This window comes from Muriventricola aceti (assembly GCF_025567565.1).
Classification (GTDB): domain Bacteria; phylum Bacillota; class Clostridia; order Oscillospirales; family Oscillospiraceae; genus Lawsonibacter; species Lawsonibacter aceti.
On sequence record NZ_JAOQKF010000010.1, the window covers coordinates 127985 to 138811 of the forward strand.

At 59.7% G+C, this 10827-nt stretch carries 4 protein-coding genes; 3 read left to right on the forward strand and 1 reads right to left on the reverse strand.

The genetic code is table 11. The features are described from left to right. Positions 1-31: 31 nt before the first annotated feature. Positions 32-4129 carry a DUF6923 family protein gene (locus OCV64_RS11860; RefSeq protein WP_262670145.1) on the reverse strand — a complete coding sequence of 1366 codons (4098 nt, stop codon included), beginning with the start codon at positions 4127-4129 and terminating at the stop codon, positions 32-34. A gap of 380 nt (positions 4130-4509) precedes the next feature. Between OCV64_RS11860 and OCV64_RS11865 the strand changes: the two genes are divergently transcribed. The 3 genes from OCV64_RS11865 to OCV64_RS11875 all read left to right on the forward strand — a co-directional run bounded on the left by OCV64_RS11865 (position 4510) and on the right by OCV64_RS11875 (position 10618). Then, positions 4510-5355, forward strand: a complete 846-nt coding sequence (locus OCV64_RS11865; protein ID WP_262670146.1) for a tyrosine-type recombinase/integrase — start codon at positions 4510-4512, stop codon at positions 5353-5355. Between the two features lie 450 nt (positions 5356-5805). Further along, positions 5806-6936: a zinc-ribbon domain-containing protein gene (locus OCV64_RS11870; protein ID WP_262670147.1), complete on the forward strand. Its 1131-nt coding sequence runs from the start codon at positions 5806-5808 to the stop codon at positions 6934-6936. A 40-nt stretch (positions 6937-6976) separates the two neighbouring features. Beyond that, the gene (locus tag OCV64_RS11875; protein ID WP_262670148.1) at positions 6977-10618 is read left to right on the forward strand and encodes an S-layer homology domain-containing protein; all 3642 of its coding nucleotides are present in this window, start codon (positions 6977-6979) and stop codon (positions 10616-10618) included. Positions 10619-10827: the final 209 nt, after the last annotated feature.

Here is a 10827-nt window from a genome sequence, read left to right on the forward strand (position 1 = left end):
CCGGAAGGATATCCTTCCGGCATCTCTCTTTTCAGCAGGGCAGTTGGCGGTGCCGGGGCATCGGGCCCTGGCACCAGGGCCTCCACACCACCGTGGCCGCCGATGCCTCGTTGTCCTCGGGCCTCAACTCCAGGGACAGAGCAGTTACCGCCGCCCGGTTGACAAGGACGCCCTGGGCACAGGCATCCACCTGCCCGGCCAGCAGCAAGGACCGGGATTGCCCGGAGGGGATATCCCCCAGCTCGTAGCTGCCAATCCAGGGCTGCCAGGTGCCGCCGCCGTCGGGTGACACCATCACCCCATTCAACTCCGCCGGCAGTTGGTCTGTCACTACCGCTTGCAGCGCCGTTTCTGGCCCCAGGTTGGTCACCTGAAGCACATAGACCAGCGTCTGACAAGGCTGGACGTAACCTGGCGCCCACTTGCTCAACTGTAGATCCGTGCCGCCCGCGATGGGTACCACGCTGGTGGATGAGTTATTTGTGGGATCTGGATCCGGCGTAGTGCTGGACACGACGGCCGTGTTGGTGACACTGGTTCGGGCCTCCACCGCCAATCCACCCTGGATCAGGAAGGACCGCGCCCCACCCTCCGGCAGTTCTCCAATAGGATAGCTCCCGCTCCAGGGGCCCCAGGTGGCTCCGCCATCCAGGGAGAACTCTACATTGGACAGCTCCGGCGGAGTGATATCCGCCAATATTACCCCTTGGGCAGTGCTCGGCCCCCGGTTGGTCACCAAGATAGTATAGGTCAAGCTCTGACCGGGCTGGACCGGGTCCACGGGCCCCGTCTTGACCACCGCCAGGTCAGCCGTCTGGAGCACCGGAGTCACATCAGTGGAACTGTTGTTGCTGGGGTCCGGGTCCGGGGTAGTAGAGGCCACCACCGCTGTGTTGACCAGGGTATCTCCCGCAGTTGTGCTTACAGTGCCCCGCAGCAGGACCGAGCGGCTCTGTCCGGCGGGCAGGATGCCCAACCCATAGGGGCTGGACCAGGGTGCCCAGGTGGCCCCGTTATCCAACGAGAACTCCTGTCCCAGCAGGGCGGCCGGAACCGAGTCGGTCAGAATCACATTCTGTCCGTCCGAGGGGCCGCTGTTTCCCACCGTGATGGTGTACTGGAACTGCTGGCCGGGCACCGCGGGAGAGGTCCCGCCCTCCTTTACCACACTCAGATTGGCGGACTGCTCCACCTCCACCGGTGCGGTATCCGTGTTGTTGTCCGGATTTGGGTCCGGTGTAGTGCTGGATACTACCGCGGTGTTGGACAGGGGGCCAGCCTGGGCCGAGGGGGACACTGTCCCTCGGATAAGGACTGTCCTGTTGTCCCCCGGCAGCAGGGTACGCAGCGGATAGGGGCTGGACCAGGGTGCCCAAGTGATCCCTCCGTCCACGGAGAGCTCGGGCCCCAGAAGGGCACCCGGCGTCTGGTCCGCCAGTTCCACGTTCTGGGCAGCGGAGGGGCCCGCATTGGTCACTATCATGGTATAGACCAGGGGCTCCCCCGCCCGCACCGCCACCGGTAGCCCCGTCTTGACCACCGCCAGGTCAGCGGAAACGTCTACCGGGATCCGTACCGTGTCACTGTTGTTGCCGGGGTCCGGGTCCGGGGTGCTGCTGGACACGGTCGCGGTGTTTTCCACCAGGCCCTCCGCGTCCATGCTCACCGTCCCCCGGATGAGCACCTGTATCTGCCGCCCATTGGCGATGGTCCCCAGGGCATAGCTTCCCGTCCACGGCTGCCAGCTGGCCCCGTTGTCCAGAGAGAACTCCTGCCCCAGCAGAAGGGCGGGCAGCATATCGGTCATCTGGCCATCCACCGCCGGGTCCGGGCCCAGATTTTGGACCAGGATAGAATAAGTCAGCAACTGACCATGGATAGCCGGATTCGGGGAAGCGATCTTAGTTACTGCCAAGTCGGCGGCAGTGTTTACTGGGGTCAGCTCCGTGGCTGTGTTGTTGGTGGGATCTGGGTCTGGAGTGTCGCTGGTAATGGTCACGGTGTTCTGGATGGTCTCAGCGGCATCCGCTCTCACCGTCCCCCGGAGGACAACGGTCCGTGCGCCGCCCGCCGGCAGGGTGCCCAGGGACAGAGACCCGGTCCAGGATCGGAAGGTCACACTATCCAGAGAATACTCCCCGTTGGACAGCTGGTCAGGTAGGGGGTCGGTAAGGCGGACGTTCTGTCCGTCCGCCGGCCCCAGATTGGAAACTTCCACGGTATAGGTCAGTACCCCGCCCGCAGATACCGGACTGGGCGCCCCGGTCTTGGTAACCGCCAGGTCGGCGGCCAGGTCAACGGGTGTAATATCCGTGGAGGTATTGTTACTGGGGGCCGGGTCCGGGGTGGGACTGGTCACGGCAGCCGTGTTGACAATGGTCTGGCCGGCCGCAGGGCTGACTACGCCCCGCAGCAGCACCACTCTGGCCACCCCTGGTATCAAAGTCCCCAGGGGGAGAGTTGGGCTCCACGGCTGCCAAGTGGCTCCGTTGTCCAGCGACCACTCCAGGCCGTCCAGTCCAGCGGGCTGCTGATCCTCTAAGGTGACATCTACCGCGCTGGAGGGGCCGGCGTTGCCCACCGCGAAAGTATAGGTCACCCGGTCCCCCGGACGGGCGGGTTTGGGAGCGCCCAGCTTCAGCAGAGACAGGTCCGCCTCCTCCCCCACCGGCACCTCCACGGTGTCTGTGTTATTGGACAGGTCCGGATCAAAGGTAGGGGAGCTAACTACGGCGGTATTGACGATGCTCCCCGTGGCCGCTGGGTCCACGGTCCCACGGATCAACACTGTGACGCTGTCCCCTGACGGGATGTCACCCAGAGGGGTCGAGCCGGCCCAGGGCTGCCAGGTGCTTCCCCCATCCAGGGAGAACTGGGGGGACAGCATCTCTGGGGGAACTGTGTCAGTGAGTTGGGCATCCTGTGCCGGGTCGGGGCCATTGTTATAGTTTTTGATGCTGTACGTCAGCGGCCCCCCCGCAGTAGCGGGATTGGGGTCCGCCGTCTTGGTCACCTGCAAGTCCGCTGTGGGCTCCACCACCGCCCGGGGGCAGATGGCCCCGTCGTTAAAGGAGGCAAAAAAGGTGGTGGAGAAGGGCACTCCTACGGCAGTGTTGCCACTGTGGGTATAGCGGTATACCGTTCCGTCGTTGTTGGCGATGGCGTAGACAGTCCCGGTGCTGTCTATGACCACCGCGCCGAAAGACGCATTTGGATTGGGGGCGGTGGTGGACAGGGCCGTGACCTGGCCAGTGGTGGGGACGATTCGAGTGAGCACCCCGTTGCGCTGCACACCGTACAGGTTTCCGTCCGCCGGGTCGTAGGCCCAGTCACTGATGTTGACCGCGGAGGACAGGGGCGTGCCATAGTTTGCCGTCTGCTCCACATGGCCCGCTCTGGGGTCTACCAGCTTCAAATAGGTGGCCGAACCGGGACGCAGATCCACTGTGTAGTAGCGGGCCGCGTCATTGATATACAGGTAAAAGAATCCGGCCGCGTCAAAGGTCCCGGTGTTGTAGCCGGCAGCCGGCAGTCCGTTAGGGCGAGTCAGTTGGGTCAGGGTCCCGTCCCCATCTACACGCACCAGGTTGTTGGTCGTCTGGTCATAGCCATAGAGATAGTTATCCAGGGGACTGTACCCAATGGCGTTTACATCGTGGGCTGGGTCTACCGCCCCGCGCAGCACCGACTGCCCCGTGACCAGATCGATGTCGTACCAGTTGGTGGGCCGCCCTACAAACTGAATCATCCGGCTGGAGCAGGGCAGCGGCGCGCTCAGGGCGTCGTGTCCGAAGTTCTGTCCGGAGAGCTCCGCATTGGATTCCACTTGAGCGGCAGTCACGGTAACATCCGCTTTGCGCGGAGTATTGGAGTGGAGATAGCCCGCCGGCTGTGGAAAAGCTGAGGGCGGACATGAGGTGGGTTGGACCACCGGCTCATATATCGTATAACTGCCGGCGGCCGCCACAGAGAAGGAATAGCGGCCAAAGGCGTCGGTCTGCACAGTAGTACAGCTGCCTACGGCCCTGTATAATGTCATGGAAACGCCGGGGATCCCCGGTTCGCCCCCGTCAAACTGACCATTTCGGTCCAGGTCGTCATAGACGACCCCGGTGATGGTGGCTGGCATTTGAAATACATCTCCCTGTTAAAATTGGCGGCTGAAAATTGGCCTACGCCGCCACTCCATATTATGCCATGCCGCCTTCTTAGGGCACTTGGACCGGGTATTCGAAGGCTCCCGCCTCAGAAACGGCTTCAAAAGGAGCGATCTTTTTTCCTGCCAGCAATAGCCCAGGCTCTATTTTCTCCTGAGCAATACACGATGGATGAAATGCCCTCTCACATGGAAACATCTTTTCATGTAAGAGAGCGTTTTGTCGTTCCAGGGCACAAGGTTCCTGTCCCTTTGGTAAGTTTGGTATCAATTTGCAACATAAGCCCTGCAAAAGAGGATACGAGCCGACCCTGAACGGTTACACTAAGAGGAAACATGGAAAGGAGCGGGACATGAAAAACAGGAGTATCAGCGGAGAGCATCTGATCCGGTTTCGGAAGCGGCTGGAAGATGAGGAGCGAAGCGCGGCGACGGTAGAGAAATACCTGCGGGATGTGGCGCAGTTCGCGTCCTTTCTGGCGGGCGGCGTAGTAACCAAGGCCTCCGTTGCCCGGTGGAAGGAGCGCTTGCTAGAGGAGGGCCAGTCTCCCTCTACGGTGAACGGCAAGCTGACGGCGCTGGACCGCTTTCTGGCCTTTGCCGGCTGGGCGGACTGCCGGGTGCGTCACCTGAAGCTGCAGCGGCGGCTGTTCCGGGACTCGGACCGGGAGCTGACACGGGAGGAGTACGGCCGTCTTGTAGCGGCGGCGGGCGCGGCCGGAAAGGAGCGGCTGGAGCTGCTGCTGGAGAGCGTCTGTGCCACCGGGGTCCGGGTGTCCGAGGTAAGATATCTCACTGTGGAGGCCGCCCAGCGGGGCAGAACAGAGATATCTCTCAAGGGCAAGATCCGTGCCATTCTCATCCCTGGCAAGCTGTGCCGCAAGCTGCTGAAATACGCCAGGAAACAAAAAATCGCCTCCGGTGAGATATTCCTCACCAGAGGCGGAAAGAGCTTATCCAGGAAACAGATCTGGGCGGAGATGAAGGGGCTCTGCCAGAAAGCTGGGGTAGCCTCCTCCAAGGTCTTTCCCCATAATCTGCGCCACCTATTCGCCCGAACCTTCTACCGGGCATGCCGGGACGTGGCCAAGCTGGCCGATGTGTTGGGCCACTCCTCCATTGAAACGACCCGTATCTACCTCATCTCTACTGGCGCCGAGCACGCCCGCGCCTTGGAGCGGTTGAGGCTGGTGTCCTAGCCTTATAGACAGAATCAGCCTTCTGTCCCAAAAAATTGAGAGGAAAAGGCTGATACATCCATTACATAACAATAATCATATCAGGGGAAGGCCGAAAAAGCAAGTGTTTTTGCCTTCCAAGGCATGAAAATCAGGACCGACGAATCCATTTTTTCGCCGGCCTGTGTTTCCATGCCCATGATTTGACAAAAAGTCGCTCTCCAGAGCGGCTTTTTTATTTTTTCCGCCCTATGAAGCGGCTATTGAGGACAAAAGGGCCGCTCTCCCCGACCTTATCCAGAACAGAAGGCTGATTTTGTCATCCTTCCAAGTGTTAATGGACAAGGCAGCATTTTTAACACCTTATCCTATTATGACAGAAGGCTGATTCTGTCCTGAAGGCCGAGAAGGTTCTTGTAGGCTGGGCCTTTTTGTCCCGTGCGGAAAGGGGATGAGGATATTCGGAAAACGATGTATCAGTTGTGTCGGCAAACGGGCCGTGAGGAACTACTGGATCAGTGGCACCCCACGAAAAACTTGCCGCTGACGCCGGACACAGTAAGTGGCGGGAGCAGCCGCCGGGTCTGGTGGCGGTGCGGGAAGGGGCATGAGTGGCAGAGCGCCGTGTACGCCCGGGTGAGCGCGGGGGCCGGGTGCCCCTATTGCTCTGGGAAGCTGGCCGTCCCCGGCCAGACCGACCTGGCATCCCGCTTTCCGGAGGTGGCTTTCCAATGGCACCCCACGAAAAACGCCCCTCTCACCCCGGACCAGGTGCTCCCCGGCAGCCACAGGCTGGTCTGGTGGCTATGCAAAAAAGGGCACGAGTGGCAGGCCGTGGTCAAGTCCCGGACAGCCGGCAGCGGCTGTCCGGTGTGCAGCAACCGGGTAACTGCCCCTGGGGAGAACGATCTGGCTGTCACCCACCCGGAGCTGGCCGCCCAATGGCACCCCACGAGGAACGGGTCGCTGAAGCCTCAGGAGGTGACGGCTGGGAGCCGCCGAAGGGTATGGTGGAAATGCTGTCGGGGGCATGAGTGGCAAGCCAGAGTCCTGTCTCGATCCTTTGGGGGCACAGGCTGCCCCTACTGTGCGGGCAAGCGGGTAATCCCTGGGGAGAACGACCTGGCCAGCCTCTACCCGGAGGTAGCCGCCCAGTGGCACCCAATGCGGAACGGCGCTCTGGCCCCAACTCAGGTGTCGCCGTACAGCAACCGGAAGGTGTGGTGGCGGTGCGAAAAGGGCCACGACTACCAGGCGGTGGTGGCGGCCCGGACCATGGGTGGGAGCGGCTGCCCCTACTGTGCAGGGCGGAAGGCGCTGGCGGGCTTCAACGACCTGGCTACTCTGGCGCCGGAGGTGGCGGCCCAGTGGTACTGGACGCTCAACGGCAGCCTAACGCCGGAGCAGGTTACGGCCGGGAGCCGGCGGAAGGTATGGTGGGAGTGCCCCTATGGCCACGTGTGGAAGGCGGCCATCTACTCCCGGACGGGAGAGCAGCACAGCGGCTGTCCCGTCTGCGCGGGCAAAGCCCGAAGCCGGCGGGCCCCAGCCCCAGCCGCCTGGGCGGCCAATCAGTCAAACAGCGGTATAGGCCGCATTTGAACCTATGAAACACCTTAATACGCAAGGAGGAAATGAGTACATGAAGAAACGATTGACAGCGATCCTGCTCACTCTGGCGCTGGTCCTCTCCCTGGGTCCGGTGTCCGTCTGGGCGGCAGGCGGGAGCGGGCTCTCGCCGGATGATCCTATGGCGGTGCCGGAGGATGGCATGGTCATCAAGGGCGGGACCTACTACGGTATTTCCTACGAATGGTTTAAAGGCATCAACCCTAACAAAGACACCATGTATTTTTCTATTCCATTGCCTGAAAAAGTTACCACTGTCATTGCTGATGGGTTCCGGGATTCATGGAGTTCAGAGAAAGAAAACAATGGCGCCGCCACCTATTATAGCGGCAGTCGGAAAACTGACTGGGCGCACTACAACGTAGTCACCATTGACTTCTCCGAAGCCGCCAATTTGACCACCATCAAAAGTCAGGCGGCGATGGGTGCGCCCCTCACCGGCGTGCTGGATCTGTCCAATACAAAGGTACAGACGATAGAAAAGAGCGCCTTCAGCGGGTGTACAGGCCTGACCGGCGTGATCCTGCCCGATACCCTTGAGGTCCTGGGGGCGGCTGACGGCAGCAGCGGCAGTGTTTTCAATGGGTGTTCAGGGCTGGAGTTTGTCCGCACAGCGAACAGCGAGGAGAGTACGGTCTTTGAACTGCCGGCCGGCCTGAAAGCCATCGGAAAGCAGACTTTTAAAAATGCATTTTCCGCCGAAATGGATGTGAAGGTCGTTATCCCAGAATCCGTGGAGACCATCGGCAGCGAGGCATTCTACAGCGGACGCATCTCCCAGATCGTGATAAAACGGCTGGGAGACGGCTGGGACTCGAACTACACCGGTTATAACAGCAAAGCCTTCCATACCGGAAACAGCAGCCTGCTGATCATCTTTAATGACGACAAGAGCTATCAGGATTACAGACTCAACCGCAGACCCACAAGCTCTTCCATTATCAATGCCATGACCCATCCCCTGACGATTCGATTTGGCGACACAGGTATTCAGCAGGAAAAGCTGAACTATCAGTCTATTCAGTATACCCGGATTGAGGGTACTGACTTTTGGGAGAAGGATACAACATATACACTCCCCACTCTGGATAATACGCCGGATGAAAAGCCTGGCTACGATATACAATGGATGTTGGGCGGCAGCGCATTGACAAACACGGGGAAAGTGGATACCAATCTGACAAACCCCCAGGCCAAGGTGTCCTATTCCCTGCAAAACCCCACAGTCCAGTTTTCGGTGGACGGCGTCGCTCAGGCAAACGGGAACCTGACCGTAGAGCTAGATGACCAGGAACATACCGCCGGGGTACTGGTGTCCCATCCGCTGCTTCTGGAAAAACAGGGCAGCACGGAAGATGAATATGTCTACTTCCAATACTGCTGGTGGGACGAGTACGACCAGACCCCAAATGGCCCGCGCAGCATTGCGGAGCCAGATATCTTCTCTAACAGCGAGGGAAGCGGCATCCTGAATCGTGTAAAGACAAAACGTTCAGAAATTCCCATTGAGAGTAAAGACCATGAGAGAATCAGCCCCAACCAGTACATGGTAGAGATTTACGGCTATATCGTCAGGAATGGTGGAGAGCCAGAACTCTTCTATAAATCACATTATAATTTTATCGACTTCGGAAGCGACAACGATTACGAGGCGACAGTAACCAATTCTTACGTTTTCCAGGTGACGGTCATAGAGCCCAAGACCATCACGATTGAATCCCAGGACATTACGGCCTATACCGGCGGCGACTCCATCAACGACGACTCCTTCCCCACGGCCCGCTACAAGGTGACGGGTGCGGAAAACGTCACCTTGGGTGAAATCGTTGTCACTGGCAAAGCGGGCGTAGAGTACGTCCTGTCTGACATTGAGGAGGGAGAAATCGTCCTTCTGCCCTGGCTGGAGGAGGGCTTTGTCCCAAAGGCAGAGGCAAACGCTCTGTCAGACGACGGCTTCGATACCGCAGATGATGACCGTGAGGCCGGCCTGTACGACATCGTCGCCACCAACCTGAACGAACTCACTGTGGAAACTAAGGACGGGGACCCGGTAGATATCGACTTCTACCCCGGCACCCTGACCGTGCGCAACGTATCCGATCCGGACAAGGTTCTGGACAACACCGTAGACATTGCCCAGCCCGTGGTCCACAGTGAGGACGACGTGGATACCGACGACGGAATCGCTGTGGCCGTGATTCCCGATGGCGCGCATTTCTATACCAACGGCCAGGAGGACCTGGGCGTGCTGGGCACGGATACAACCGATCCCGATGCCAACCCACAGATTGCCCTGCTCTTTGACGATATTCTCGAACGGGACGCTGCGGCCCAGGCCGACACGCAAGCGTTGTTGGCAGAGCGCGCGGCTGAAACGGGCCATGCCCTCACAGAAAATCAGTATGAGTTCAAGTATCTGGACCTCATCAACGAGTACGACGGCAACGCCTGGGTAAGCACAGACCGGGATATCACCATCTTCTGGCCCTACCCCGAAGCGGTCAAGAGCAGTTACAACGACTACACCTTTAGCGTCCTGCACTTCGAGGGTCTGCACCGGGAGTACCAGATCGATACAGCGGAGGACATGGAAAATCTGATCGATGCCTCCAACGTGGTTTCTATTTCCGCCGCCAAGACAGACAAGGGCGTGAAATTCAGCCTGAGCGGGGACGCTGCTAACGGCAGCTTCTCCCCCTTCGCCCTAGCCTGGACGAAGGAGAGCGGCGGCAGCTCCGGTGGAGGCGGCGGCACCACCCGTTACACCATCACGGCCAGTGCGGAGGATGGCGGCTCCATCAGCCCCAGCGGTTCCGTCCGTGTTGCCCGCGGCAGCGACAAGACCTTCACCATCCGGGCGGACAGCGGGTATGAAATCGCCGACGTGCTGGTGGACGGAGAAAGCGTGGGGGCCGTTCGCTCCTACACCTTTGAGAACGTCCGGGAGAAGCACACCATTCAGGCCCAGTTCGGGGCTGTCAAGCCGGTGGCTGACCCTGACCACACCGGCGTATCCAACTGGCTCAATGCGGAGGACCACATGGCCTATCTGACCGGCTACCCTGACGGCACCTTTGGCCCCAACCGGAGCATGACACGGGCGGAGGTGGCCCAGATGTTCTACGCCCTGCTTCTGGACCAGGATGTGAAGCTTACCGTATCCTTCTCCGACGTGCCCACCGAGGCGTGGTACGCCAAGGCGGTGAACACCCTGGCTTCCCTGGGTATGGTGGACGGCGTAGGCGGCGGCCGGTTTGACCCAGACCGGGCCATTACCCGCGCGGAGTTCACTACCATCGCCATGGGCTTCGCTCACAGAGTGAGCGAAGGAGAAGCCGGCTTCTCCGATGTGTCCGAGAGCGACTGGTTCTATCCCTATGTGATGAGCGCCTCCCAATATGGATGGATCGGCGGGTACAGCGACGGCACCTTCCGCCCCAACAACACCATCACCCGGTCGGAAGTGACCACCATCGTAAACAATATGCTGGCTCGGGCGGCAGACAAGGACTATGTGGACGCCCACGCCGACAGCCTCCGTCAGTTCCCCGACGTGGCCGAGGGCTATTGGGGTTACTACCAGATCATGGAGGCTGTCAACAGCCACAACTATACCAAGTCCGACGGCATGGAGGATTGGACTAGGTTGAAGTAACAGCGCCCATCTATCCCCTGCCCGCCTTCTAATTAAGGAGCGCAAAGGAGGGAGCCGTTCCAACTGGAACGGCTCCCTCCTAAATTTAGATAAAATTTCACTATCGCTGACTTTTGCCACAATTACTCCCACTCGGCAAATTCAGATATAGTAGGGTGTATTTGAGGTGATTTCGCAGGAAAAACTTTCGCAAATATGTTAATATTCCA